The sequence below is a fragment of the Pseudomonas sp. Fl4BN1 genome (assembly GCF_009908285.1).
Lineage (GTDB): Bacteria > Pseudomonadota > Gammaproteobacteria > Pseudomonadales > Pseudomonadaceae > Aquipseudomonas.
This window is the reverse complement of record NZ_JAAARM010000061.1, coordinates 1-24,302: the sequence shown is the minus strand read 5'-3', so window position 1 is coordinate 24,302 and position 24,302 is coordinate 1. Positions and strand designations below refer to the sequence as shown.

Here is a 24,302-nt window from a genome sequence, read left to right as displayed (position 1 = left end):
GCGCCATCGATCATCGAGAACATGTCCATGTCCACCCGCCCGCCGTTGACTCCATCCCTGACCCGCGCCCATCTACCCGCCGCCGCTGCCGTGCTCTGGGGGTTGCTGGTGGCTGCCGGGCGAGCCTCGAACTCCGGTGGCTACTTCTGGGAGAATTTCGCTTTTTACTGGTTGCCCCAGGCACTGATCCTTGGCCTGTTGCTGTTGACCCGGCCGCCCCTGGCACTGTTCACCGGGGTCGCCCTGGCCCTGTCCGCACACTTGCAGCTGATGAGCCTGTGGATCTCCTCGCCGATCGATGTCATGGGTTGGCTGTTCTATCTGTTCGACTTTCCCGGGGCGCTGATCGGCACCCTGATTGCCCGCTACCAGGCGCGGCGGATGGCTCCGGGGCGGTGGTTCAAGGGCTTTCTGTCGGGCTTTGCTTGGGTGGCCACGGGGCTGCTGATGAATTTCCTGCTGGTCATGTTCACTCAGCGCTGAGACTGAGCCATCAGCGCATGACCCCACTTCGCTGGCCGGCACCGATGCCCAGCCCGTCTCCACTGTCGCCAGGACACTGCCGATGTTTGTCATCCAGGCCGGTTCCACCCTGCAGCTGCACGCCACCAGCGCCGAGTTCAACGCCCTGGCCCGAGCGATCCGCAAGAGCCGCCACGGAGGATCGACAGTGCTGGCACTGCAGCCGAAGCACGGCGCCTTCAGTTCATTGCGACTGCACTGCTGCGGGCAACTGGCGAGCATCGGCAGCGAGCCGCAAGGCATCGTACTGCGCTACGCCGAGTCGCTGAAAAATCGCTTGTACCCATACTTCTCGATGCCCGCCGAAACCGCGCCCGGTGCACTGTTCCTACTGAGCAAAGCGCAACACCAGGCACCGCCCCTGCTCAGTGAAGACTCGGCGGACCTGGTGCTGCATGTGCTTGGGAATCAATAGAGCGCCGCCCCCCGGACGGAGGGCGGCCAGGCCTGCCGGCCTCAGCTGTGCCCCTGGCTCAGGTGCGACAGGCGCCCGGACAGGGCCTGCATGGCCTCGCTGACCTTGTCCAGGGCCTGGGCGTCGCGGGCATTGTCTTCGCTGATGCCGTGGATCCGCACCGCCAACTCATTGATCTCCTGAGTCACGTGGCTCTGCTGCTGCGCCGCCACGGCGATCTGCTGCGCCCGCTGGGAGATATCGTCGAAGCTGGTCACGGTGCTGGACAGCGCGTCCGAAGCCCCGGAGGCCTCGCCCACCGCCTGGCGGGTCCGCGCCTCGCCGGCCTGGATCGCTTGCACCGCCTGGCGCGAGGCGTGCTGCAAATCGCCGATCATCCCGCTGATCTCGTTGGCCGAGGTCTGGGTGCGGCCGGCCAGGGTCCGCACTTCATCCGCGACCACCGCAAAACCGCGGCCCTGCTCCCCGGCACGAGCCGCCTCGATGGCGGCGTTCAGTGCCAGCAGGTTGGTCTGCTCGGAGATTGCCTTGATCACGTCCAGCACCGCACCGACTTGTTGGCTGTCCTGCTCCAGGCGCTGGATCACTGCTGTTGCCTCGGCCATTTCCGTGGACAACTGCTGGATCGACTGGCTGTTGGCATTGACCTTCTGCTGGCCGTCCTGCACCACCAGCAGTGACTGGCGCGCGGTGTCGGCGCAGTTGTTGGTATTTTCCGCGACCTCCAGGGCACTGGAGGACATCTCGGTGATGGCCGTGGCCAGCTGAGTGTTTTCCTGGCGCTGCTGCTCGGCGCGCAGGGCCAGGGTGCTGCTCAGTTCCCCCAGGCGCCCGGCTTCACCGTGCAACTGCCGGGCTTCACTGGCGATTTTCTGCAGCATCTGCCGCAACTGCCCGGCATAGCGATTGACCGCTCCGCGCAAGGCGCCGATCTCGTCGGCCCGGGCCACATGCAGCTCGGCGTTGTCAGTGGCTTGGCCACGTCCCAGGGCGTCGATCTGCTGGGTGGTTTCCTCCAGCTGGGCGATCAGCTTGTGGCCGCCCAGCCAGGCAAAGAACAGCAGCAAGGCCAGCAACGGCAGGAGGAACAACAGGATCTCGGTGGTCATGGCCCGCGCCAGGCCGGTGACTTTCTGCTCCGGGGTCACCAGGCCGATGGTCCAGCCACTGCCGGGCATGGAGAACAGGCTGACCCGCACCGCTTCCTGCAACCGGCCATCTTCCGCCAGGTCCAGGCTGCGCACCTGACCGGGGCGCGCCGCCGTCTTGGCCAGGGCCTCGGCCACCGGGCTCAACCAGGGCTGCTGCTTGCTCAAGGCCTCGAAGCTGAGCATCTGCGCCCCGCCGCTGGCCTGGGCATCCGGGAAGTACAGGACGTTACCGGACTGGTCCAGGGCAAAGGCATAACCGCCGGTGACCGAACCCTGCTCCTTGAGAAACCGTGCCAAGTCGTCCAGGCGCAGGTCGATGGTGGCGACCCCGGCAAAGGCGCCGTCCTGGCGATAGGGCACGCTGCAAGTGGTCATCGGCACCTGGGTCACCGGGTCCTGGTACGCCTCGGACCACAGGCAACGCCCCGGCACACTGCTGCTCGCGCCGGTGTACCAGGCTTCATGGTGATAACCGGCGCTGTCGGCGGCGTTGTAGTCATCGGAAAACGCCAGGGGCCCGGCATCGCTGCGGGCCCAGAAGAAACTGCGGCGCTCAACGCCGGGGGCGAAGGCATTGGGCTGCGGCCAGATCCCGCCGCCGGCAATCGCCTTGTCGCCTTCGTGGTCGATGACCTTGGGCAAGGTCGCCATGAACAGCGCCGGCTCCTTGGGCAGCCCCTCTACCAGATGGGCCATGCTCGCCGTCACGCCTTCGATGCCCGCCAACTGCAACGCCAGTTGACGGACGATGGCGCTGCCAGTCTGTTCGATCAATGCCGAGCTCGCCTCCACCACTCGGGGTTGTCCCCGCAAAGTCATCACGGCGAATACCGCCAACGCCGTGAACAGCAACAGCAGCACACTGCCGAGGGTCAAACGATGAGACAGACGAACCGGTAGCAAGGCCATGACGAACTCCATATCGATGGGCATTCAGAGGTTATCGACCACTGCTACGGTTCACTTGAGAAAAGAGTGACGCCGATCACGCCCTTGCGGATTCTGACCGGCGTCCGGCGGCAGCCTTCAACCCTGCCCGTCGCGCTCGCGCTGGCGAAGCGCAGTCACCGTCTCGCCGCCGACGCCCCAGTTGTCGGTCGGGATCTCCTCGATCACCACGAAGGTCGAGGCTGGAGGTTTGTTCAGCACCCGCTGCAGCAACTCGGTCACCCCCTCGATCAGGGCTCGCTTGTGTTCGGCGGTGACCCCTTCCTGGGTCACCTGGATCTTCACGTATGGCATGTTCTGCTCCTGCTTGCGTTTACCAGACACCGCTGGCGGAACCGCCGTCCACGGCCAGTACCGTGCCGGTGACAAACGTCGAGTCGGTCAGGTACAGCACCGCCTCCACCACATCCTGCGCCGAACCGATGCGGCCGGTCGGAGCCAGGGTCTTGAGCCCCTTCCGGGCCTGCTCGTCGGCCTGGTGCAGCGGCGTATCGATGATCCCTGGGGCCACCCCGTTGACCATTACCTGGGAGGCAGCCAGTTCCAGCGCCAGGGCGCGAACTGCCTGGTTCAGGCCGCCCTTGACCAGCACCGGCAACAGCGCCGGCACCTTGGTGTTGGCTTGCAGGGCGATCGACGCGGTGATCGCGACAATGTGCCCGGTGCCCCGGGCCGCCATGTGCCGGGCCGCCGCCTGGGCCGGGTAGAAGAAGCCCTTGAGGTTGGTGCTGACAATGGCATCGAAGTCCTCCTCGGTGTAGTCGCCCACCGGCTTGGGAATGAAGATCCCGGCGTTGCTGATCAGGATGTCGACCTGGCCGAAACTCGCCAGAGCCTCATCGAAAAGGCGTTGGGTGGTCTGCGACTGACCGATGTCGCCGGCCACCAGCCGCAGGTTCGACGGATTGCCCAGGCGTGCGGCGGCTTGCTCCAGGCGTGCCAGGCTGCGCCCGTTGCCGAGCACATTGTCGCCACGCTTGAGATAGGCCTCGGCAATGGCGAAGCCCAGGCCGCTGGAGGCACCGGTGACGATGACGGTACGAGGTGTGTTCATGTGCTTGCTCCCGTTGATCGAGCCGGTGGCCCGTGATGTGGAGCGACTTTAAATAACAATCAATGATTGAAAAATAAGACGCACAGCACTTCAATTGATACCCAATGTAATTAATGAGCACGCCATGAGCCGGCACTTCGACGATCTTCAACTGGGCAGCATCGAGCTGTTCTGCCTGGCCGCGGAAACCGCCAGCTTTACCGCTGCGGCCGCCTGGAGGAACGGCTCGGCGTACGCCTGTTCGTGCGTACCACCCGGCAGATGCGTCTCAGCGAGGCCGGCCGTGCCTACTACCAGGAATGTCGCCAGGCCCTGACCCAACTGGTGGAGGCCGAGCGCCAGGTCAGCGGCAACCAGAGCGTGGCCTCCGGCCTGTTGCGCATCAGCCTGCCGACGCCCTACGCCTATTTCCGCCTGATGCCCTGGCTGCCGCTGTTCCACCAGCACTATCCCCAGGTGCAGATCGACCTGCACGTGAGCAACCGCAATATCGATTTCGCCGAAGACGGCTACGACCTGGCGATTCGCGGTCGCGAAGCAGCGGATTCCAACCTGATTGCCCGGCGCCTGGAAGACGCCGAACTGGTGGTGGTGGCGACCCCCGACTACCTGAAACGCGTCGGCGTCCCGGACAACCTCGAGGCCCTGGCTGGGCACCAGTGCATCCAGTTCGCGCTGCCCAGCACCGGACGCAAGGTGCCCTGGGCCTTCCGGGTGAATGGCAAGCCAGTGGAGCTGGACACCTGCGGCAGCTTCACCTGCCTTGAAGATTTCCTGGCCACCGTGATGCTGGCCAAAAGCGGCGCCGGGTTGATGCAGGCTTATCGTTTCAGTGTGCAGAAGGAGCTGGACCGCGGCGAACTGGTGGAGGTGCTGCAGGCCTTCGGCGGCCGCACGCGGCCGTTCATCCTGCTCTACCCCGAGGCTCGACATGTGCCGCAGCGGGTGCGGGTGTTCATCGACTTTCTGTTGCAGCAGAGCCAGGGGGTTTCTCGAGCACTGCAACCGCCTGCTTGAGCGGACCGTTCAAGCCACAGAGTCATTGCCCCTGCGGCTTGATACTTCAGCGAGACAACCTCAGCCCTCCAGTACCAGCAGGAACTGGCTGTAGCGATCGATGGCGTCCTTGGACAACTGCAGTCCGGTATCGCCCATGCGGGACATCCACTTGCCGTTGTCACCGCGCAGGGAAATCTGCCCGCTGGCGTTGTCGATGGCATAGGTGAACTGGCAGTACTGATCGATGCTGTCCTTGGACAGCTCAAGCCCCGTCGCGCCCATCCGCGACATGAACTTGCCAGTGTCGCCCTGCAGTGCGAGTTTCTTGTCGCCGCCGATCTGTATCAGCACCACCTTGAACTTGCTGTACTGATCGATGGCCCCCTTGGAGAGTTCGAGGCCGGTGGCGCCCATCCGCGACATGTAGTTGCCCGAATCGCCGCGCAGCGAGATGACACTGCCGTTGTCGATATTGCGTTGTGGTATGACGATCATGATTGGCACTCCTTGTTGATTGGCTGTGTTCCTGGCTCCTGCGGGAGCTGCGGCGACCACCCGCCGGGCCTCCCGCAGGAAGGCTCGACGGCGCTGGACTGCCTGCCGCAGGCGCAGTGTAGTCAAGCCATTGGCCGCTCTCAGGACGTGGCAAAGACAACAGGACCAACGGTTGAGGTGGTGGTGGCGGGCTCAGATCAAAGCGCTATTCAAGGCCGAAAACAGGCCACTCTCGGCGATTAAAACCGGGGGCTTTCGAGCCTGCACAGGGTCGGCCATCGGGTGCCGGAACAGCATCCCGGGCGCAAGACCCGGGGCCGTTCGAAGGAAGGGGGTGACGCGACTCTTTCAGTCCTGCTTGTGACCCATGTACAGGTCGAAATTCTCGACATAGTCGGTGAGGTTCTCTTCCAGCATCAGGCGAAACTCCTCGACGAAATACTCCACCGCCTGCTGCTTGGCCGCGGCCAGCTCCTCGGCATTGCGGCAACCGCAAGCGCTGACCCAGGCACTGAAACGCGAGTTGGCGTACATCAGCGAAGCGCTGGACTTACCCCGGCTGCTGTCGGCGATATGGGTGTTTGCCAATTCGATGATGGCGTCGGCACGGTTGTAGAAATCCTGATCCGTTTCATTGGCCACGGAGCGTTCCTCTTGCTGGCTGGAAAAATAAAGCGCCGCAGTATAAGAGGTTTGCACCCGCAAGGCCGATGGTTTTCCACGGTCGGCACACAGATGCAGGGCTCAGGCGGGGCCGCAGGATGCCACTGGCAAGGCCCGCAGGTACTGCGCGAGGATCGCTTCACTGGGATATTGCGAGCGCACTACGCTGTTTTCCGCCGCCTGCAAGGCCCGCTGCAGATGCGCTTCACCCTGTTGCCGGTCGCCCTGCAAAAAAGCGCGCAGGGCCTCGCAGCGTGGGCGCAGCCAAGGGGCAAACCACTCAAGGTCGCGGTTCATCCAGTCGTCCCACAGGCAGCTGGCGTCCTGCTGCAGGCAAGCACGGACAAAACCCAGCTCGATGCGCAGCAGGGTGATCAAAGTGCTCATCCCCGTCAGTGACTGCGCATGCGTCTGCAGCAGCGCCTCCAGCTCCTGCTCCAGTTGCCCGGCCGCCTGCCAGTCGCCCTGGTTCAACAGCGCACCGAGGCGGTAATCGATGGCCATCAAGGGCTGGGGCATCGGTCCTTGGGCCAGCAGGGCAATATCGGCAGCCGGCAGCTGCTCGCAGGGCACCCCAGCCACCATCAGCGCCAGCAAGCGCGCCTGGGCCAGTTCGTCACGCTGGTCGTCGCGGTGCAGCCACCAGGCGATCAGCACCACCCCATCACTGGCATGCCCACTCAAGGTCGGCAGCAGATTGGCCAGCGCCATGCTCAGGTTGATCGCGGCAAACGCCAGGGCCACGGCAGACACCAGGCCCTGGGTGGACCACCCGAGCCCCAGGCACGCCAGGCCCACCAGCAGGTTGAGCAAGGGCCCCATCACCACCATCCACAGCATCTGCCGGCGCAACGGGCGCTGGGGATTGCTCGCGGCCATCACCAGGCCGCCCAGCCGGCGGCCCTTGAGCTGCGGCGACCAGCGCGCTTGCCAGCCTCGACGCTGTACCTGGACCTCCACGGCCGCGACCCGCATCAGCAGCACCGGCATCGCATTGAGCCTGGCGCCCAGGTAGTGGCCGCCTTCATGCACCACCACAGCCGCTATCACCAACCCAAAGGCCAGGATCATCGACAGAAATGGCTCCAGATCGGAGCGCAGGTGCAGGCCCAGAATCAGCGCCGCGCCCAACCAGCCCGCCAGGCCCAGGACCGCCTGCAAGCCGCGTATCAGGGTGTTCAGGGCGCCGAGCCCCTTGTTGCTGTGCATCACGGCCTTCCTTGGATGTACGACTGTTGGTGCGGGCGCGCAGACTGCCAGTTTCCACCCTTCTCGTTCAACCCGCTGGAGCAGATAAAGCTGTCGAGCCGCAGGTTCCGAGGAGCCCAGCGCTCAGCCCAGTGGCCGGCATTCGACCTGCAACAGCTTGTCGCCAAGGGACTGGCAGTCGATGCGCACCGGCAGGAAAGCCTCGATCACCGCGATATTGCTTTGCAGGTGCTCGGTCATGCGCACGGTGGTGAAGCGGCCGCCGCCGGCCAGGGCCATGGGCAACAGCAATTGGTCGGCCAGGTGCTCCGCCACCGCGGCATCGGAATCCAACCAGTCACGGGCCTGATCGATGGCCAGGTCCGCGACTTTCTCGGCCCGCAGGCTGTTCTGCCCGAAAGCGCTGAACAGCTCGGTCAGGTGCTCGAAGACAAACTCCAGCAGCAAGACATTGCCCGGGCCGTATTGCTCGTCCAACTGCACCGGGCTCAGGTGTTCCCAGGGCAGGTCCAGGCGGTTGCCGACCCGGCGCAACTCGCGTTCCGCCACATGCTCGGGCAGACCGGCACTGAGAGCCCAGGCCCGGCGTCCGAGCAGCGCACCGCGCTGCTCAAGGTGCAGAGGCTGCAGGGTCGAGGGCTGGATAAACGCCTCCAGCTCGCCGCCGCCGGCCGGGACGAATCCATGACGCAACAGTTGCAGCTCCACCCGCCCACCCATGCGCCGCAACTGCGGCAGCCAGGCCTGCTGGAGGAAGTCCACCGGTGGCGCCAGCGGGTTGTGGGTGCCGCCGCTGATACTGACGCGGCTCGGTTCAGGCGCGTGCAGCAAAGCCGGCAGCAAGGTCTGCAACACCAGGGTGCAGCTGCCGGCGGTACCGATGGCGAAGCGGTAGTCACCGCCACGAATCGGCCCCGGCTCGAAGGTCAGGGCCTGGGAGCCGAGCTCGACTCCCGAGGTGCTGGCGCCGCAGACCTCGGCCGCTGCCTGCACCGCCGTCAGGTGCTGACGCATCAGCCCCGGGCGGCTGCGCTTGGCCCGTATGTTGACGATCCGCAGGGTCTTGCCGGTGAGCATCGACAGGCTCAGGGCGCTGCGCAGTACCTGGCCGCCGCCGATGGCGCCGTCCAGTTCGATTACATCCTGTTTCATCACATTCCTTAGGCGTAGTGGTGGACGGTTGCTCTCAAGTAGTCGTCCAGCACCGCGTTGTCTTGATGGGTGCGCGCAAGCTTCGGCACCGGGCGTTCCAGCTCGGCGGCGATAAAGGCGTGCAGCGCCTGGCGCCGCGGTCCGTAAGCGGACTCGTCGGCACTGCGCTTGAGCGCCAGCAACTCATCCACTTCATCCAGCAGTGGCTGATCGTCGACCGTGCTCAGTAGATCAGCGAAGGTCATCGGCGGTCGGCCGCGACCTTGATCGATCCAGCGCACCGCCAATAAAGGTCGGAGCACGTAGAAGTATTTCTTGAGCCGCACGCTCTCGCCTTGCAGGTAACCGCGAAAGTTCTTCTTGGCCATCGACAGATAATGATTACGCGCCGCGGGCGGGCTATAGAACGCTTGCGCCAACTCCCGCAGCCGCGCGGCCGCCGCGGGTTCACTGCGATACACCAGGGGTGAATCCAGCCATTCCAGCAGGGTCGGGTTGGACTTGCGCAACAGCCCGAGGGTCTTGCGCAGCTCCCAGCCGCTGATGTCCAGTTCATCGTCCAGCGGGCGTTCGATCACGTCGCGCGCGGCATCCACCTGGATGAACCACTCGGGTTTTTCCACATAGACAAAGCGCACATCGTAGTCACTGTCGGTGGAGGCAAAGCCCCAGGCGCGGCTGCCCGACTCGCAGGCATACAGCACCGTTACATTGCGTTCGCGCTCGATGCGCGCCAATTCTTCCAGCACCCGTTCGCGCATGGCGCGACTCAGGGGGTGACGCTCTACCGCTTCCATTGTCAATATCCTGTTCAATCCGTGGCACTGGCCATCAATACCGCAAGAGTCCGCCGCTCGGGGTTCCAGATGCTCAAGCACCAGACGCCCCACCACTCCAGGCCCTCATCAAAATAATCGCTCCAGGGCGGTATTTCCGGGCCCACGCGGGCCTCGGTCACCCACTCCAGTTCCAGATTGCTCACCCAGTCGATCACCACCGGCCCGGCCTCGGGCTCCAGCCCCAGCAGCGCCAGCCATTGCTGGAAGATCGCCTCGGGGCACTCACCCTTCTCGGCAAACTGCGTGCCGTAAGGCGGATCGCTGAAGGCCGGGTACAACGCCAGGGAGTCGCCCGCAGGCTTGATCAGGGTCAACTGGCGAATTTGCTCGGCATCCAGTTCCCGGGGCTGGGCCCGCTCCACCTCCCAGCGCATCGGCTCACCGTCGCCGATATCGGCATGACGCGGGTCTTCGCGCATTCGCCGTAAGGCATCGCGGCGCTCTTGCTGCAACTGCCGGTACAACACGCTCAGTGCCTGGCGATGCAGCTCGAGGTCCACACTGGCCTGTGGTGCCACGGCCAGCACGACGAATTCGAAGACGCAGAACGCCTCTTTCATCTGCCGGCGCAAGGCCTGCCCCTGTTCATTCTCGATCGGTACCAGCAGGGCTGATTGCATGACAAATCTCTCCTTGCGTCACAACAGGCGCGTCAACGAGCCTGCAGGTAATTCACCGGTTTCTTCCAGGGCTTTCACCCGTTGCACCAAGGCCTCACGCAGCGGCTTGGGGGTCACCGGATCGAACATTCCGTAGCGCGAATCGCACCAGCTCCCCAGGGCATCGCGCCAATAAGCGCGCTCATCCGTCGCCTGCCCCAGGCGCCACAGCAGGTATTCCAGTTGCCGCCAACTGGGCTTGAGGGCCAGCAGGGCCCAGCGCCGTGCCTTCGGCAGGTCATGCCAGTGCAGGTCCAGGCGCTGTTCCAGGGCTTCGTCGAACACTGCCCAGGACTGCTGGCGCAACAGGCCCAGGGCGCAGTCGAAGACCTTGTCCGAGGGGTCGTCCAGGGCCGTCAATTGCTCGGCCATGCCGCGCTCGCCAAGGCTTTGCAGGGCCAGCAGACGCACCTTGGGCGCCGGCGACAGCAGTGCCTGTCGCACCATGGCATCGCCCGCGGACTCCTGCAGTTCGTTGATCAGGCTGAGCAAGCCCAGCCAGCCACGCTTGTTCCGCGGTGCCGGTTGCTGCAACCGATCCAGCAGCACTTGCCGCGGGTCCAGCTGGTGGCGCGGCGCCGCCCAATGGGCCAGGCAGCGCAAGGCTCCCGAAGGGTCGAGCAAGGCCTGGCGCAGATACTCCCGAGGGTCGGCCAGCAACGGCAACAGCAGCCGCAGGGCCTTGACCCGGACACTGGCGCCGCCATGACGCATCACCTCTTCCAGCAACGGCAGCGACTGCTCTGGCGCCAGTTCCCCACAGGCATCCACGGCCATCTGCCGAACGCTGACCTCAGGGTGCCGCAAGGCCAGGGTCAGCAACGCCGCCCGGTCGGCCACACCTTCCAGCAACAGCTCGAAGACAAAGCGCGCGGCCTTGCCCCGACACGTGCCAAAGGCGCCTTCAACCTCAGCGCTCACCTGAGCCATCTGCAGCACCGAGCGGGCCCGTGCCAGGGTTGTGCCGTGGTCCGCCCGCTGCTTGCTCGCCAGGGCCAGCAGCGGCGCCAGGGTCTGCAACAGCAGCCCGGCATGTTCCGGCGCCAGGTAGGCCTCGACCGCCGCGGCCGCCTCCTGACGCACCTGGGGCACCCAGTCGTTGAGGCGTTCCAGCAAGGCCGCCAGGGCCTCGGCCGAAGGCTGCGCGGCCAGGCCGCGCACGGCGGCCTGACGCACGAAACCGTTGCCGAAGCGGCTCAGTTCCAGCCAGGCGCGGTGCCTGTCCAATGCTTCCATCACCTCCCGCACGCGGCGGGCTTCGTAGTCGCTCAGCTGGTAGTGCCAGCTGAGCGGGACCGGTATCAAGGCTTCCATGTCGTCCATTGTTCTACCCCTTTACGCACACCACCTGACGCAAGGTGTGCAGCACTTCCACCAGCTCGCGCTGGGCGTGCATGACTTGGTCGATGTCCTTGTAGGCCATCGGGATTTCATCGATCACTGCTTCATCCTTGCGGCATTCCACGTGGGCCGTGGCGCGGATCTGGTCGGCCAGGGTAAAGGTGTTCTTGGCCTTGGTCCGGCTCATCACCCGCCCTGCGCCGTGGCTGCAGGAGCAGAACGCCTCTTCGTTACCCAACCCGCGAACGATGAAGCTCTTGGCCCCCATCGACCCCGGGATGATCCCCAGCTCGCCCTTCTTCGCCGACACCGCGCCCTTGCGGGTCACCAGCACCTCTTCACCGAAGTGGCGCTCTTTCTGCACGTAGTTGTGGTGGCAGTTCACCGCCTCCAGCGCCACTTCGAACGGCTTGCTGATCACCTTGCGGGTGGCCTGGATCACCAGTTGCATCATCAGCTCGCGGTTGTGCCGGGCAAAATCCTGGGCCCAGGCTACGGCTTCGACGTAATCATCGAAGTGCTGGCTGCCTTCCTCGAAGTAGGCCAGGTCACGGTCCGGCAGGTTGGCCAGGTGCTGACGCATATCCGCCTGGGCCAGGTGAATGAACAGGTTGCCGATGGCGTTACCTACGCCACGGGACCCGCTGTGCAGCATAAACCAGACCCGGTTGGCTTCATCCAGGCAGACCTCGATGAAGTGGTTCCCGCCACCCAGGGTTCCCAGGTGCTGGCGATTGTTGCTGTTGGCCAGCGCCGGGTACTTATCGGTGATCGCCTTGAACCGTGGCTGCAAGGCCGCCCAGGCCAGGTCGGTCTGCTGCGGTACATCGCCCCAGGCGCCCTTATCGCGACCGCTACGGGGTGAAGTACGACCATGGGGCACCGCCTGCTCGATGGCGCTGCGCAACCCGGCCAGGTTATCCGGCAGGTCCGAGGCGGTCAGCGAAGTGCGTGCGGCAATCATCCCGCAGCCGATATCCACCCCCACCGCCGCCGGAATGATCGCGCCCACGGTGGGGATCACGCTGCCGATGGTCGAACCCTTACCCAGGTGCACATCGGGCATCACTGCCAGGTGCTTGAAGATGAACGGCATCTTCGCGGTGTTCATCAATTGCTGGCGGGCTTCGCTTTCCACGGGTACGCCCTGGGTCCACATCTTGATCGGCTTGCCGTTGGCCACTTCCAGCAGTTGGTAGGTCTTGTGTTCCATATGCTTGACTCTTCTTCCTGTGGCCGGCGATCCGGCCCGATTCTGTTCCATACAGGTGCCTGGGGCGCCTGAGGTTATACGGTATGCCGGAGCGCTGTCCGGCATTCTACGGCGACAAAAAGTGGTGAAACATGCAGCGCGCTCTGCCACTGAGCTAGCCCCTTGCGGTTGGCGGGAATCGAACCCGCGACCACGCTGTCCTGTAGTTCCACCGGCATTCGCCGGGTCAATCAGTAATGGTTGCAGGCCAGGCCCGCGGGCAGCGACAAGGGAACAGGCACATTTGCTCTACCGACTGAGCTACAGCCTGGCGGCTGGCGGGGTTCGAACCCGCGACACGATGTAGTACCTGTGGCATTCGCTGCCAACCCGCTGACGCGGGGTAAAACGCTGCGACGACAAGGGTCGATGAAACAGTGCGTTCGTGTTCTGACCGTTGAACCACAGTGCCGCTTTCCAGCACCGGCGGGAGTCGAACCCGCACCTCGAACCTGAGATGTAGTTCCATCAGCATTCGTCGCAAAAACCGCTGAACAAAAAAGCTGGCACGACAAGAGGAGTGACTGATAGCCGGAATCGAACCGGCATAACCATGATGTACAGCCACTGGCATTCGTGCCCTCACGGGCCCTGACAAAATCTGCTGAGACGTCTTTGGATGTAGTCACAGCGGCATTCAGGGCCAATGATCAAGAAATCTTTGGCGTGCGCCGGGTCAGCGGCGCACGGTTTATCTCATTTATTGCCGATCAGGGCGCCAGCGCCTCGATCGCCTTCACCCAGTGCTGCGCACCGTAGTGGCCCGCGGTGAACTGCTCGATCACATCGAACACCGCGTCACTGAACCCCCCGACGTTGAGGATGTCCTCGCGGTCCGGCGCCTGGGTACTGGCCCCGGGCTGCATATCGATGCACACCAGCCGCGCCTGCGGGTTGATGGCCTTGATCCGCTCCCACTGACGCAGGGTTTCAGTCGCCCCATGGCGCCGCGCATCGATCCACGACTCGTTGTCCGAGACCAGGATCAAGGTGTCCACCTTGGCCCGGGTCATGGCCAGTTGCGCCAGGGGCGCCGAGCAGTTGGTGCCGCCACCACCGATGGCCGCCAGCTTCTGCGCATTGCTCATCACGCTGTCCCGAGGGTTGAGGCGGATATTCACCACCCCCCGCTCGAACGGCATGACCCGCGCCTCTGGCTGCTTGCGCAACACCGCTGCCGCCACCAGTGCCGCCACATCGATGCAACGCACCGCCGTGGTGGCGCCCTGGCGATAACCGGTGACCGGGCTGTGCATCGACCCCGAGACATCCGGGCACACCACCACCGCGCCTTGCAGCGTCGGCACGTTGGCCAGCGACAGCTCCAAGGCATCCTGCAACGCCTCGCGGACCTGCTGCGGCACCTCCTCTCCCGCCATGCGGTACGCCGCCAGCAACTGGTACGGGTAGACCCGGGCCTTGGCCACTTCGGCAGCATCCGCCAGCCGCGCCGCCACATACTCGGTGCAACCCGGCACCTGGAACGCGCCATGGCGGGCCAGGGTGTTGAGGTTCATGCGCAGCCCCTGCCAGCCCATGTTGCGCGCCTGCTCTGCCCATTGCTCGCGGCTCAGGGTTTCGTTGCCGAGCAACTGGAACGGCACCTGTGGCACTTGGCTGGTCGCACCGCTGCGAAAAGCCAGCAAGGCGCGGGTCAGCTCCGGCAGCGCCTGCACATCCACCGGCTTGCCGATCAACCAGGCAAAGAAGGCTTCGCGCCAGGCATCGCTTGGCTTGGGGTGAACCATCTTCACCACGTCCGCCAGCGAGGGCTGGTTACCCACCGAGGCCTGCAACAACTGACGCTCGGTGGCGTTGTTCAACCAGTTCTGCACCAGGCGCTTGGGCTGCGAACCCAGGGACTTGCGGCCGGTCACACCGCTGCGCAGGATCTGCACGAAGTTGCGCAGCATCTTGCCGTTGTCCACGACCTGGGCGAACAGCTCCGGCACCAGGGCCGAGCGTTGCGCCGTCAGCGCCGCCAGCAACAGCGCCGGCATGTCTTTCATATGGCCTTGCTGCCGAGCGTAACGGGCCGCCTGGGCGACAAAGCGGCTGTCGAGCTCGCTGACCAATTGCAGCACCGCATCCAGCTGACCTTCAGGCGAGGTGTAGAAGGTCGAGTTCAGGCAACCGGTCACGGCCAGCTGGGCCAGGCGGTGCTTGGCGTTGTAGGCATAAGCCGGCGCCTTGGAAGCATTCAGCGTGTCGCTGGCTGAAGCACTTGCCTGTTGGGTATTGAACAGCTGGATGTTGGCCATCTTGGCGTCTCGCTCTGTTGTCTTGTTCGTTGCCAGATACACTGCAGACGCTGTGCCAGGTTTTGTTTTTAGCTGAATTTATTTTTCAACTTATTGATTTTAAAGGGTTTTAATTTTTAATCGGCTTTTAGAAAACCAACAGCGCGACAAACACTTCGATAATTTTATATCCTTGCTTATCGCTATTTATCTTCAGGTATAAACATGTCGAGCAAGCCCACGGTCGCCATCGGTTTTGTCGGTGCCACCCTCGATCGCGTCGGCAAGGGCGCCAACCGCTGGAGCCACTGGCGGCCCAGCGTCGGCCTGTGCCAGCAGCAGGACGTGCTGATCCACCGGCTGGAGCTGATCCACGGCATCGATGCCCGGGACATCAGCCTGGCCGGGCGCATCGCCGATGACGTGCGCCAGGTGTCGCCGGAGACCGAGGTGCGCCTGCACCCCATGGGCCTGAACAACCCCTGGGATTTCGAGGAGGTGTACGGCGCCCTGCACGACTTCACCAGCGCCTACCCGTTCGACACCGAGCGCGAGGACTACCTGGTACACATCACCACCGGCACCCACGTGGCGCAGATCTGCTGGTTCCTGCTGACCGAGGCACGCTACCTGCCGGCGCGGCTGATCCAGACTTCGCCGGCGCGGCGCCGTGACCCGGGGGAACACGCCACCGGCACCCATGCGCTGATCGACCTCGACCTGTCGCGCTACGACCGCATCGCCTCGCGCTTCGCCCACAAGCGCCTGGAAGGCCTGGCCTTCCTCAAGTCGGGGATCGCCACCCGCAACCCGGCCTTCAACCGCTCCATCGAGCAGATCGAGCGCGTGGCCGTACGCTCCAAGGCGCCGATGCTGCTGATCGGCCCCACCGGCGCCGGCAAGTCGTTCCTGGCGCGGCGCATCTATGAACTCAAACGCAGCCGGCATCAGGTGCAGGGGCGCTTTGTCGAGGTCAACTGCGCCACCCTGCGCGGCGACGGCGCCATGTCGGCGTTGTTCGGCCATATCAAGGGCGCCTTCACCGGCGCGCAGAATGCCCGGGACGGCCTGCTGCGGGCAGCGGACGGCGGCATGCTGTTCCTCGACGAGATCGGCGAGCTGGGACTGGACGAACAGGCAATGCTGCTCAAGGCCGTCGAGGAGAAACGCTTCTTCCCCATGGGCTCGGACAAGGAAGTGGACAGCGATTTCCTGATCATCGCCGGCACCCACCGCGACCTGCGCGGGCGGGTCGCCCAGGGCCTGTTCCGCGAAGACCTGTATGCCCGGATCAACCTCTGGACCTTCGACCTGCCGGGGCTCGCCGGGCGCCGTGAAGACATCGAGCCGAACATCGATTTCGAGCTGGAGCGCCATGCCCGCGAGCAAGGGCAACTGGTGCGTTTCAACCTGGAAGCCCGACGCCGTTACCTGGCCTTTGCCAGCTCCGGCGAAGCGGCGTGGCTGGGCAACTTTCGCGAACTGTCGGCGTCCATCACCCGCATGGCGACCCTGGCCGACAGCGGGCGCATCGACCAGGCCCAGGCCGAGGAGGAGATCCAGCGCCTGCGCCACGCCTGGGGCCTGGAGAACGAAGAGGACGAACTGCAGGCACTACTGGGCGACGAGGTGGAACTGGACCTGTTCGACCGCCTGCAACTCAAGGCGGTGATTGCCGAATGCCGTCGCGCCGACAGCCTGTCGGATGCCGGGCGCCGGCTGTTCGGCGTGTCACGCCTGGGCAAGGCCAACCCCAACGACGCCGACCGCCTGCGCAAATACCTGGCGCGTTTCGGCCTGGACTGGAAGCAGATCACCCCCGGCGACTAATCCCGCGGTGCCGGCACCGCGAACACCCCGCTGGCCCGCGCCACTTCACGTTCGCCGACCCGCAGCAGCACCGTGGCAAAGGCCATCTGCCGACCGCGCTTGGCATGCTCCAGGCGCACCTCGATCCAATCCCCTACCTGCACCGCACCCAGGTAGTCGAGGGTCATGCTGGCAGTGATCAAGGGCAGCGGCGGATCGCTGGAAAACGCCATGGCATACCCCATGCCGATGTCCGCCAGGGTGGCGATGATGCCGCCATGCACCGTGCCCCGGCCGTTGGCATGCCGGGTGTCGGCACGCAGACCGAGGCACAGCTCACGGCCACTGCCGCGACCATAGACCGGGCCGATCAGCTCCAGCAGCGGACTGCTGCGGGGCAAGGGACTGAAACCCTGGGGGATAGTCGCTTCACTCATGGTGTTTTCCTTGAAAAAGGTAGTCCGATGGGTAGTCACCAACGCCAGCCTCCAGAGCCCTACAGCCAGCAGCTCGCAATGAGGCAACTAAACAGAGTCGGTCAAAACGTAGGGTTGCGGTTGATACACCAACAGGTCACCAGGCTGGCAGCTCAAATGGCGACAAATCGCTTCAAGAGTACTGAGGCGCACACCCTTGACCTTGCCTTGCTTCAACAAGGACAGATTTTGTTCGTTGATGCCAATCGCTGCTGCAAGGTCTTTTGATTTCACCTTTCGCTTCGCCAGCATCACATCCAACTCAATAATGATTGTCATGAAGTGACCTTACACAAAAGTTTGATTTTCAGAGTCGACTTCACTCGCATGCACCAAGATCCGGGCTATCACAGCAATGCATCCGGCAAGGAAAAGAGCGACGAAATCGGCAGGCGTGAAGCTGACGGTAAAAATATGCTCGCCGGGTGGCGCATGCAGGGTGACCAGAATGCTCAGTAGCGGCGTACATATAAAACCTGAAACCACCCAAAGCACGACCCCGCGCCCCACTTTCCCCAAGTGAACGGCAGCGCTACTGGAAAAATACTCGCCACGGGCATATCCCTGAAACAGGCGACGAAGGTGATTCAAGCCACTGGCCAAGGCGACCAAAGGCACACTGGAGACCAGAATCGCCCCTAATACTTGCCACCATGCAAGCATTTCAATTTTTACCGCAAGCTGGTTGAGCATCATTCCGCTTAGTGAAAATCCCACCCCCAATCCATCGCTTGACCCCAGTATCGGAAAGACCCACAGCGCGGCATTGAAAACCAGCATGCACGTAATGAACACCAGCGTTAGAACAGCCATACGCTGGCTAAATTGAGCGAGAGGGTTAAGGGACATCGGCTTGCCTCATGAATGATTGAGGCGCAGACAATACAAATAAAATTATCGTGTAGCAATAATTTTTATACGTAAATCACTAATTAATTTCCTATTAAACCGATCTTCGTTGCAGGGTAGCCTTAGACAGGGACGACGACCTTGTTGGCTGTGTTCGCCAGCTGTGGGCCAACCCTATCGGCTGGGTGACGATGCGCCTAAGCCGATTACGAACGGCCGCATCGCTGCGAGCGATCTTGCGCAACGAAGTGCCTGGGCAGTATTTGGCTTTCATGCACCACAACAAGATCGTAGCCACTCCGAGAAGAGCGCTAAGATGCGCGCCTGCGCCCTAGTCGCAGTTTCAAGTATTCAAGGAGCCCCCATGCAACATCAGGACGATCACCCTTCCATCCCACGCCGACTGGCCTTTGCCCTGCTGGGCGCCCTGGCCCTCAGCGCCTGCTCTCCCAGTGATCACAACAGCTCCGCGGTGGCCCTCGGTGGTGCCCAGGGCAAGGCCGGCGCCCTGCTGGCCTACGAGCATGAACTGCGCCTGTCGCTGCCGGCCGCACAGATCGGCCCGCGCCTGGAGCAAACCCGCGAAGCCTGTGAAAGCGCCAAGTTCGGCGCCTGCAACATCCTGCGCCTGGAACAGGGCCCCTACAGCGCCCAGGTGATCCTGCGCATTGCCCCCGAAGGGGTCGAGCCCATCGTCGGCCTGGCATCCGAAGGCGCCCAGGTCGGCGAACGCATCACCAGCGCCGAAGACCTGGCCGACGCCGTGGCCGATGTGCAGCGCCAGCAGCAACGGCTCAAGGGCCAGCAACAACGCCTGGATGAACTGGCGGCACGCAAGGACATCAGCGTCAGCGACCTGATTGCCCTGAGCAAGGAGCAGGCGGGAATCGAGAACGACCTGCAAGCCCTGGCCCAGACGGCTGCCGGACACCAGCGCCGCCTGGACACCAACCGCCTGACCCTGAACTTCCTGCCCAGTGACGGCGCAGAACGCGGTTCAAGCCTCAAGCGCGCCTTCAGCGACCTGCCGAACAACCTGGCCGACGGCACTGCCGCAGCCCTGGAGAAAGGCAGCCATGCCCTGCCCTTCTTGATCATGGCCTTCCCCCTGGCGCTGCTGTGGGTCTGGCTGTGGCGCAAGTTCGTGCGTCGCCCTGCGCCACGCAATCACTGACACCGGGCATGCCGGTGCCCTGCCTCTTGGGAGTGGACAAGGGCACTGGCAAACACCGTTCAGCCGGCCTGACGCTCAGCCTCGGCACGCCGTTTCAGGTACATGCGTGTAGCCACGGCTGGCGCGTCGCTGGCCACGGAGATTTCATAATGATGCTCATCCTGAGCATCCAGCGCGGCCTCCAGCGCCCCTAGCCCCTCGACATCCTCATTGAACGCCGCGAACAGCTGCTCATGCATGAACTGCCCCAGGGCCTGGTCGTGCCGGGCAAAGTCGCGCCCGTGGACAATGAAATAGTGCAGGCTGCCGGTGGTTTCCGGGGTGAGGATATGCGCCGTGCGGATATTGAACTGTTCACGCTGCGCGGCCGGCAAGGCACTGTCGTAGAAGCTCACGCTGACCTGGTGCAGGCCGGGTGAGAGGAACTCCGACGTGGCGATCCGCGCCGCCGTGGCGCATTGCCCAAGCCCTGTGGTCTGGCCCCATACCGGCGCCAGGGTGGTCGGCACCACCTCACGGATCAGGCGGTAATGCCCTTCCTTGAGATCGAGCTTGTAAGGCGCACTGGCATAGTCGGGAGTGCCAATGGTGTTGGCATGCAGGAAACTCAGGTGGGTCAGGTCCATGAGGTTTTCGTGCAAGCTGACATAGTTGCCCGGGTGGTGGAAATAACCACTGGTGCAGGCCCACTCCGCGGCGTCGATCCAGGCCAGCGGCGGAATCTGTGCGGTGTCGGCCCGTTCGGCGTCGCCCAGCCAGATCCACAGCAATGGCCCCTGGCTCAGCAACGGGTAGCGACGCACGCCGATACCGCGCGGGCAGGTCTTTTGCGACGGCACCTCGACCAGATCACCGGCCGCGTCATAACGAAAGCCGTGGTAGCCACAGACAATGCTGTCACCGTCCAGCTCACTGCGTGACAGTGGAAACGAACGGTGGGCGCAGCGATCCTCCAGCGCCACCGCGTCACCGGCCAGGGTGCGGAACAGCACCACCCGGCGATCCAGCAGGCGCCGAGCCAGCAAGTGGCGACCGACCTCATGAGTGAACGCCGCGACGTACCACTCGTTGTAGATAAAGGGCGTATCGCGATTGGCCATCGGCTCGTTGGCCTTGCGCGCATGGGTGATCAATTGCGGGGTAGGCAGGGACATGGCAGCTTCCTCTTCAAAGGACGGGTGGCAACGCGGCGGCTCACAGGTCCAGCTCCAGCGTGGCACTTGAGGTACGCGAGACGCAGACCATCAGGCTGCGGCCCGCGGCCTTTTCGGCATCGGAAAGAATCAGATCACGGTGCTCCGGCACCCCGGCGCACACGGTGGTTTCGCAGCTGCCGCAGATACCCGAGCGGCAGGCAAACGGCACCTGAATGCCGTGCGCCTCCAGGGTCTCGAGAATGCTCTGCGACGGCGGCACCCACAGGCTCAGACCCTGGCGCCGCAGCACCAGGTTGAACCCCTGCTCCCCTGCCACGCTCACTGGCGCAGCGCTGAAGCGTTCGAAATGCAGGCGTTCAGCCAAGGCCCCTGCCTGCGCCTGCAGCGCGTCGAGCAAAGAGGCAGGTCCGCAGCCATAGAGGTGCTCGCCGTCGCGCAAGGAGTTCAACAGTTGGCCGGGGTCCAGGCGTCCCCCGGGCTCATCGCTGAAGTGCCAGCTCACCCGCTCGCTGGCCAGTTCGCGCAGGACTTCATAAAACGCTGCGCGATGCTGATTGCGCGCGCAGTAGATCAGCCGCCAGTCCCTGCCTTGGGCCTGGCACCAGCGCGCCATGGAAAGGATCGGCGTAATGCCAATGCCAGCGGCCAGCAGGCAATAACGCTCAAGGTCCTGATCCAGCGCGAAACCATTACGTGGCGCACTGCAGGCCAGGGTGTCGCCTACCCGCAGTTGCTGGTGCAGATACCGCGAACCGCCTCGGGTATCCGGCGCCAGGCCGACCGCAAGCACATAGCGGTGACGCTCGGCTGGATCGTTGAGCAGCGAATAGTGACGCAGGCCGTGACCGTCCAGGAGGATTTCCAGATGGGCGCCAGCGGTAAAAGGCGGCAATGGCCGACCGTCGATGGCTGCCAACTCGATCTGCATCACGTCCCTGGCCTGAGCCGAGTACCCGGTGACGCGCAGGCGTAAAGGATGAAGGTTCATGGCAGTCCTGATCAGCGGGATAGGCGCCAGATTACGATCGCCTGCCACAAACCACTGTCCCCCACGAGGTGGACAGGCCACGGGATCGACTGCACACTGCCAGACACTCGTTAACAGGTTAACCATTGGTTGATCTTCCAGACCCAGAACAACAATAACCAGCCGTGATGCCATGATCAGCCCAAGCCCCCAGCAGGCTTCAGCCTTGCCAATGGAACTCGAGCATTTCAGCCAACTGGCCTGCACCCTGGGAACCCAGGCGTTTCCCAGCGCGCTGCTGAGCTACCTCGGCCAATGGGCCAACTGCCAACATTTCTCCTTGCTGCGCATCAGCGACAACCGGGCGCAATTGCTCCTGGCCGGCACCCGGCACCACGACACCGGCCTGGTGATGCGCTGTGGGCAGGCGTATGTCGAGCGCTACCATCGTCACGACCCATTGTTCGAATCACTGCGGCAGATGCCCGGGCAAATGGGCCATCTACGGGCCCAGGACATCCGCTTCACCCCTTACAGGGAAAGCATCTATCTACGCCACGGCATCAGCGAACGGCTGTCCAGCCTGTACCTCGACGAGCAGGACCGGCCAACCCTGTTCAACCTCTACCGGCACCGTGACCAGGGCACCTTCAGCGATCACGAACTGCACATGTGCGAAGCCCTCAACCCCGCCCTGCTGCAATTGCTACGCGGCCACCTGGCCCTGAGCGAGCAGCTGCAAACCCGGGACCAGCGACACCGGCTGCTCGCACACTGCCCCGGCCTGACGCCCCAGGAGATCGAGATCTGCACCCGCCTGCTGCTGGGCATGACGCATGCCGGTATCGCCGCCGACCTGGGGCTCAAGGAAAGCACGGTAAAGACCTATCGCAACCGGGCTTTCGAACGGCTCGGGATCAACTTTCGCAGCCAGCTGTTTGCCCTGTTCCTCGGCGGCTGACTGCGCCAGGCCAGTGGCGTAGAGCCAGGCCTGCTCATTGCCGCGGCATGAGCCAGAGGCCCTGGGCTTCCAGCGCCAGCAGCAGGCGTTCCAGGCCGATGCCGAAGCCGGCGCCCTGGCGATAAGCCCCCGCCCCCACCACTTGCTGCTGCGCCCCCAGGCTCGGACACCGCACCTCGAAACCTTCGCCATTGAGGTAATAGGTCAGACCGCGCTTGACCCCAAGATTGAGCTCATAGGCCAAGCCCAGAGAATCCAGAAAACCCACGCACAATGCGCGAGCGGACTCCAGCGCCTGCTCGGGATCGGGGCCGAGTATCTCCAGGCCCAATTGGGTGAACTCACGGTAGCGGCCCGCTTGCGGACGCTCGTAGCGGTAGCAGCGCGCCACGTAGAAAAAGCTCGCCTGCCGGCGCCCGGCCAGCAGTGCGTCGGCGCTTTCCTGAAACAGCGCCGTAGCTTCCGGAATCAGGCAGCAAGGGCGGCCGGCCTTGTCGTTGAAGGCCCACATCTGGCCAATCACTTCGCTGCCGCCGGCCTTGTCGATAAACGTGTCCTGGCCCCACAGCGCCGGGACTATGACTTCTTCAGCAGCCGCTTCGATGAAGCCAGCTCCGAAACCTTCCTTCAAGGATACGCAGGGCAGCGGCTTGTTCGCCGGTGATCATTCGGGTGCCACGGAGCATGGTCATGGGTATTTCCTCTGGGTATTTGACAGGCAATAAAAAAGGCGCCCTGCAGGGCGCCTTGGTGGTATCTCAACGGTCAGTGATTGCGGGAGCGGATCACTGACGGCTCGATGCGCATACGCGACCACGGCCCCTGGGATGAGGTCCGGTGATGATGGAGACGAGTACGGCAGCGGGAAAAAATCATCGCGCATCCTGACATGCCGTCGCGATCACTGACAAGCCCGGCGGCTCGCCGCGCCGAGCGGATCCACCCTGGCGCTCTCAACGCCATGCGGCAACAGCGCCTGGGCGAGGTGTTGCATGGGTTCTCAGAAACGCACCGGTAATCGAGCCGGATGCCTCCAGCATCGCCAGCGGCGTGCCTTCGAAGATCACTGCTCCGCCCTTGTGACCGGCACCCGGGCCCATTTCAATCAACCAGTCGGCATGGGCGATAACGTCCAGATTGTGTTCGACGACAATCACCGTATGACCCTTGTGCGTCAGCTCATCGAACAAGCCCAGCAGCCGGTCGACATCAGCCCTGTGCAGCCCGGTGGTGGGCTCGTCGAAAAGGTACAGGCTGCCATCGCCTTCCAGGCGCGAGGCCAGCTTCAGGCGCTGGCGCTCGCCCCCTGAAAGCGTGCTCAGGCGCTGCCCGAGAGCGACATAACCCAACCCCACCCGCACCAGGCGCCTCAAGAAGTCGATGATCTCGGTCTGCCCGATAAAGAACGCCATGGCCTCGGTCACGCAAACACCCAGAACCTGCGCAATGTTCAGCCCCTGCCAAGTGACCGCACGCGCCGCTTGGCTGAAGCCGGTGCTGGCGCATGCCTCGCAGGGCGTCTCGACGCTGTCCATGAACGCCAGGTCGGTGTAGATCAAGCCCAGCCCTTTGCATGCCGGGCAGGCGCCCTGTGCATTGTTGCTGAACAAGCTGACGGGTTGGCCGCTGGTGCGGGCAAACAGCGCTCGAACGGCATCGAGCGCGCCGATGTAGCTCACCACTGACGAACGCCGAGTGCCACCCAGCGCGCCCTGGTCGATCAACACCGCGTCAGGGTAGTTGCGCGGCAGCAGACGGTTGACCAACGTGCTCTTGCCGGACCCGGCGACGCCGGTGACCACCGTCAACACCCCGGTGGGAATGGCCACACTGACGTTGTGCAGGTTGTGCAAAGACAGATCGCGCAACTGCAACTGGCCCGTCGCGGGCCGTGGCTCACAGTTGATGGTCGACACCCGCGACAAGCAGCGCCCCGTGAGGGTATCGGCCTGGCACAGCCCGGGGTAATC

Annotated in this window: 23 protein-coding genes, 1 tRNA gene and 3 pseudogenes; 6 read left to right on the top strand and 21 right to left on the bottom strand. The window is 63.8% G+C overall.

All coding sequences use genetic code 11. From position 1 onward, the window contains the following. Window positions 1-483, top strand: a 483-nt coding sequence (locus GV818_RS32915) for a hypothetical protein (RefSeq protein WP_218586319.1), incomplete at its 5' end; no start/stop codon positions are given. Between the two features lie 82 nt (window positions 484-565). Further along, window positions 566-937 (top strand): hypothetical protein, encoded by a 372-nt coding sequence (locus GV818_RS32910; protein ID WP_161778646.1) that lies wholly within the window; start codon window positions 566-568, stop codon window positions 935-937. 41 nt (window positions 938-978) lie between these two features. Here GV818_RS32910 and GV818_RS35225 read toward each other — a convergent pair. The 4 genes and pseudogenes from GV818_RS35225 to GV818_RS32895 form a co-directional block, all read right to left on the bottom strand. Next, window positions 979-1,518: pseudogene (locus GV818_RS35225) on the bottom strand (methyl-accepting chemotaxis protein); the annotation flags it as partial. A gap of 582 nt (window positions 1,519-2,100) precedes the next feature. Next, window positions 2,101-2,739: pseudogene (locus tag GV818_RS35220) on the bottom strand (cache domain-containing protein); the annotation flags it as partial. Window positions 2,740-3,114: 375 nt separating this feature from the next. Then, a complete protein-coding gene (locus tag GV818_RS32900) occupies window positions 3,115-3,330 on the bottom strand; it encodes a tautomerase family protein (RefSeq protein WP_161759722.1) in 216 nt (71 codons plus the stop codon). 19 nt (window positions 3,331-3,349) lie between these two features. Continuing rightward, the gene (locus GV818_RS32895) at window positions 3,350-4,090 is read right to left on the bottom strand and encodes an SDR family NAD(P)-dependent oxidoreductase (protein WP_161778645.1); all 741 of its coding nucleotides are present in this window, start codon (window positions 4,088-4,090) and stop codon (window positions 3,350-3,352) included. Between the two features lie 124 nt (window positions 4,091-4,214). Here GV818_RS32895 and GV818_RS32890 point away from each other — a divergent pair. Then, window positions 4,215-5,107, top strand: a pseudogene (locus GV818_RS32890) (LysR substrate-binding domain-containing protein). 60 nt (window positions 5,108-5,167) lie between these two features. Here GV818_RS32890 and GV818_RS32885 read toward each other — a convergent pair. The 10 genes from GV818_RS32885 to GV818_RS32840 form a co-directional block, all read right to left on the bottom strand. Further along, window positions 5,168-5,584 (bottom strand): fascin domain-containing protein, encoded by a 417-nt coding sequence (locus tag GV818_RS32885; RefSeq protein ID WP_161759719.1) that lies wholly within the window; start codon window positions 5,582-5,584, stop codon window positions 5,168-5,170. Window positions 5,585-5,932: 348 nt separating this feature from the next. Further along, complete coding sequence (locus tag GV818_RS32880; protein WP_161778644.1) at window positions 5,933-6,226, bottom strand: DUF3144 domain-containing protein; 294 nt, start codon at window positions 6,224-6,226, stop codon at window positions 5,933-5,935. Between the two features lie 102 nt (window positions 6,227-6,328). Continuing rightward, on the bottom strand, window positions 6,329-7,456 hold the full coding sequence (locus GV818_RS32875) for a M50 family metallopeptidase (protein ID WP_161778643.1): 1,128 nt from the start codon (window positions 7,454-7,456) through the stop codon (window positions 6,329-6,331). Window positions 7,457-7,579: 123 nt separating this feature from the next. Then, complete coding sequence (rtcA, locus tag GV818_RS32870; RefSeq protein WP_161759716.1) at window positions 7,580-8,608, bottom strand: RNA 3'-terminal phosphate cyclase; 1,029 nt, start codon at window positions 8,606-8,608, stop codon at window positions 7,580-7,582. 8 nt (window positions 8,609-8,616) lie between these two features. Further along, window positions 8,617-9,405: a nucleotidyltransferase domain-containing protein gene (locus tag GV818_RS32865; protein WP_161778642.1), complete on the bottom strand. Its 789-nt coding sequence runs from the start codon at window positions 9,403-9,405 to the stop codon at window positions 8,617-8,619. A gap of 14 nt (window positions 9,406-9,419) precedes the next feature. After that, the gene (locus GV818_RS32860) at window positions 9,420-10,067 is read right to left on the bottom strand and encodes a hypothetical protein (protein WP_256679591.1); all 648 of its coding nucleotides are present in this window, start codon (window positions 10,065-10,067) and stop codon (window positions 9,420-9,422) included. An 18-nt stretch (window positions 10,068-10,085) separates the two neighbouring features. Further along, window positions 10,086-11,429 carry a PBS lyase gene (locus tag GV818_RS32855; RefSeq protein ID WP_161759714.1) on the bottom strand — a complete coding sequence of 448 codons (1,344 nt, stop codon included), beginning with the start codon at window positions 11,427-11,429 and terminating at the stop codon, window positions 10,086-10,088. Window positions 11,430-11,433: 4 nt separating this feature from the next. After that, window positions 11,434-12,660 (bottom strand): RtcB family protein, encoded by a 1,227-nt coding sequence (locus GV818_RS32850; RefSeq protein WP_161759713.1) that lies wholly within the window; start codon window positions 12,658-12,660, stop codon window positions 11,434-11,436. A 309-nt stretch (window positions 12,661-12,969) separates the two neighbouring features. Further along, a tRNA-OTHER gene (locus GV818_RS32845) sits at window positions 12,970-13,113 on the bottom strand. 296 nt (window positions 13,114-13,409) lie between these two features. Continuing rightward, window positions 13,410-14,960 carry an RNA-binding protein gene (locus tag GV818_RS32840; protein ID WP_161759712.1) on the bottom strand — a complete coding sequence of 517 codons (1,551 nt, stop codon included), beginning with the start codon at window positions 14,958-14,960 and terminating at the stop codon, window positions 13,410-13,412. A gap of 204 nt (window positions 14,961-15,164) precedes the next feature. Here GV818_RS32840 and rtcR point away from each other — a divergent pair, with 204 nt between their 5' ends. Continuing rightward, the gene (gene rtcR, locus GV818_RS32835; protein WP_161778641.1) at window positions 15,165-16,769 is read left to right on the top strand and encodes an RNA repair transcriptional activator RtcR; all 1,605 of its coding nucleotides are present in this window, start codon (window positions 15,165-15,167) and stop codon (window positions 16,767-16,769) included. On the opposite strand, the gene GV818_RS32830 is transcribed toward rtcR, so the two are convergent. The 3 genes from GV818_RS32830 to GV818_RS32820 all read right to left on the bottom strand — a co-directional run bounded on the left by GV818_RS32830 (window position 16,766) and on the right by GV818_RS32820 (window position 18,073). Beyond that, entirely contained in the window at window positions 16,766-17,185 is a 420-nt protein-coding gene (locus tag GV818_RS32830) for a PaaI family thioesterase (protein ID WP_161759710.1), read from the bottom strand. The genes rtcR and GV818_RS32830 overlap by 4 nt on opposite strands. An 87-nt stretch (window positions 17,186-17,272) precedes the next feature. Next, complete coding sequence (locus GV818_RS32825; RefSeq protein ID WP_123725008.1) at window positions 17,273-17,503, bottom strand: helix-turn-helix domain-containing protein; 231 nt, start codon at window positions 17,501-17,503, stop codon at window positions 17,273-17,275. Between the two features lie 9 nt (window positions 17,504-17,512). Further along, entirely contained in the window at window positions 17,513-18,073 is a 561-nt protein-coding gene (locus GV818_RS32820; RefSeq protein ID WP_161759708.1) for a DUF2975 domain-containing protein, read from the bottom strand. 364 nt (window positions 18,074-18,437) lie between these two features. Between GV818_RS32820 and GV818_RS32815 the strand changes: the two genes are divergently transcribed. After that, window positions 18,438-19,247 carry a DUF4349 domain-containing protein gene (locus tag GV818_RS32815; protein ID WP_161759707.1) on the top strand — a complete coding sequence of 270 codons (810 nt, stop codon included), beginning with the start codon at window positions 18,438-18,440 and terminating at the stop codon, window positions 19,245-19,247. Window positions 19,248-19,306: 59 nt separating this feature from the next. Here GV818_RS32815 and GV818_RS32810 read toward each other — a convergent pair whose 3' ends face one another. Then, the gene (locus GV818_RS32810) at window positions 19,307-20,401 is read right to left on the bottom strand and encodes an aromatic ring-hydroxylating dioxygenase subunit alpha (RefSeq protein ID WP_161778640.1); all 1,095 of its coding nucleotides are present in this window, start codon (window positions 20,399-20,401) and stop codon (window positions 19,307-19,309) included. A gap of 40 nt (window positions 20,402-20,441) precedes the next feature. Further along, complete coding sequence (locus tag GV818_RS32805; protein WP_161778639.1) at window positions 20,442-21,392, bottom strand: PDR/VanB family oxidoreductase; 951 nt, start codon at window positions 21,390-21,392, stop codon at window positions 20,442-20,444. A gap of 172 nt (window positions 21,393-21,564) precedes the next feature. Here GV818_RS32805 and GV818_RS32800 point away from each other — a divergent pair, with 172 nt between their 5' ends. Continuing rightward, a complete protein-coding gene (locus tag GV818_RS32800; RefSeq protein WP_161778638.1) occupies window positions 21,565-22,332 on the top strand; it encodes a helix-turn-helix transcriptional regulator in 768 nt (255 codons plus the stop codon). 34 nt (window positions 22,333-22,366) lie between these two features. Here the strand turns inward: GV818_RS32800 and GV818_RS32795 are convergent, their stop codons facing one another. Beyond that, window positions 22,367-22,963, bottom strand: a complete 597-nt coding sequence (locus tag GV818_RS32795; protein WP_161778637.1) for an ATP phosphoribosyltransferase regulatory subunit — start codon at window positions 22,961-22,963, stop codon at window positions 22,367-22,369. 322 nt (window positions 22,964-23,285) lie between these two features. After that, window positions 23,286-24,302 (bottom strand): ATP-binding cassette domain-containing protein (locus GV818_RS32790; RefSeq protein ID WP_161778636.1); only part of this gene is annotated, 1,017 nt, incomplete at its 5' end.

Coding starts and splice junctions, on each gene's coding strand:
- GV818_RS32840 (WP_161759712.1), bottom strand. CDS start 14,960: ATGGCCAACATCCAGCTGTTCAATACCCAACAGGCAAGTGCTTCAGCC.
- GV818_RS32830 (WP_161759710.1), bottom strand. CDS start 17,185: ATGAGTGAAGCGACTATCCCCCAGGGTTTCAGTCCCTTGCCCCGCAGC.
- GV818_RS32815 (WP_161759707.1), top strand. CDS start 18,438: ATGCAACATCAGGACGATCACCCTTCCATCCCACGCCGACTGGCCTTT.
- GV818_RS32875 (WP_161778643.1), bottom strand. CDS start 7,456: ATGCACAGCAACAAGGGGCTCGGCGCCCTGAACACCCTGATACGCGGC.
- GV818_RS32850 (WP_161759713.1), bottom strand. CDS start 12,660: ATGGAACACAAGACCTACCAACTGCTGGAAGTGGCCAACGGCAAGCCG.
- GV818_RS32885 (WP_161759719.1), bottom strand. CDS start 5,584: ATGATCGTCATACCACAACGCAATATCGACAACGGCAGTGTCATCTCG.
- GV818_RS32820 (WP_161759708.1), bottom strand. CDS start 18,073: ATGTCCCTTAACCCTCTCGCTCAATTTAGCCAGCGTATGGCTGTTCTA.
- rtcA (WP_161759716.1), bottom strand. CDS start 8,608: ATGAAACAGGATGTAATCGAACTGGACGGCGCCATCGGCGGCGGCCAG.
- GV818_RS32825 (WP_123725008.1), bottom strand. CDS start 17,503: ATGACAATCATTATTGAGTTGGATGTGATGCTGGCGAAGCGAAAGGTG.
- GV818_RS32860 (WP_256679591.1), bottom strand. CDS start 10,067: ATGCAATCAGCCCTGCTGGTACCGATCGAGAATGAACAGGGGCAGGCC.
- GV818_RS32895 (WP_161778645.1), bottom strand. CDS start 4,090: ATGAACACACCTCGTACCGTCATCGTCACCGGTGCCTCCAGCGGCCTG.
- GV818_RS32805 (WP_161778639.1), bottom strand. CDS start 21,392: ATGAACCTTCATCCTTTACGCCTGCGCGTCACCGGGTACTCGGCTCAG.
- GV818_RS32855 (WP_161759714.1), bottom strand. CDS start 11,429: ATGGACGACATGGAAGCCTTGATACCGGTCCCGCTCAGCTGGCACTAC.
- GV818_RS32900 (WP_161759722.1), bottom strand. CDS start 3,330: ATGCCATACGTGAAGATCCAGGTGACCCAGGAAGGGGTCACCGCCGAA.
- rtcR (WP_161778641.1), top strand. CDS start 15,165: ATGTCGAGCAAGCCCACGGTCGCCATCGGTTTTGTCGGTGCCACCCTC.
- GV818_RS32865 (WP_161778642.1), bottom strand. CDS start 9,405: ATGGAAGCGGTAGAGCGTCACCCCCTGAGTCGCGCCATGCGCGAACGG.
- GV818_RS32910 (WP_161778646.1), top strand. CDS start 566: ATGTTTGTCATCCAGGCCGGTTCCACCCTGCAGCTGCACGCCACCAGC.
- GV818_RS32800 (WP_161778638.1), top strand. CDS start 21,565: ATGATCAGCCCAAGCCCCCAGCAGGCTTCAGCCTTGCCAATGGAACTC.
- GV818_RS32810 (WP_161778640.1), bottom strand. CDS start 20,401: ATGTCCCTGCCTACCCCGCAATTGATCACCCATGCGCGCAAGGCCAAC.